Source organism: Mesorhizobium sp. M8A.F.Ca.ET.218.01.1.1, assembly GCF_004791165.1.
GTDB lineage: Bacteria > Pseudomonadota > Alphaproteobacteria > Rhizobiales > Rhizobiaceae > Mesorhizobium.
In genome coordinates this window covers 1-388 of sequence record NZ_SRUZ01000063.1, presented here as the reverse complement: position 1 = coordinate 388, position 388 = coordinate 1, and the positions used below count along the sequence as shown (strand labels likewise).

Here is a 388-nt window from a genome sequence, read left to right as displayed (position 1 = left end):
CGCTGTCGGACACCCAATGGTGAATGACCTCAATGGACTTTTCTTCCGCTTGGGCCGTGGCAGACATCATGCCGCATATGGCGGCGGCCAGTAACAGAGTCCGACTACGCATTTCCTCTCCCCAACTATCTCCGAATTGCGATGAGTACAGAGCGCTTGCAACCTGCGTCCCGCGCCTGCCCCGGTAAGCTCGCCATGTAGGTTTTCCGCTCACCGGTATAGAGGTTCATACAACGGAACAGTGCCAGCAATTGCGCACTCGGCAGGAAACTGACGCTATGTGATGCACAAAGGCGCAGCCACTGCGATAGCCGAAAATTTCCGGCAGAATCACTCATCGAAATTCTTCTTGACAAAGGCTCCACGGCAGAGCGATTTTGCGCTAGTC

At 54.9% G+C, this 388-nt stretch carries 1 protein-coding gene; it reads right to left on the bottom strand.

Annotated features, from left to right (window positions below):
• Positions 1 to 125: 125 nt before the first annotated feature.
• The coding region (locus EN861_RS35925; protein ID WP_210235216.1) for a hypothetical protein at positions 126 to 388 on the bottom strand (263 nt) is incomplete at its 5' end.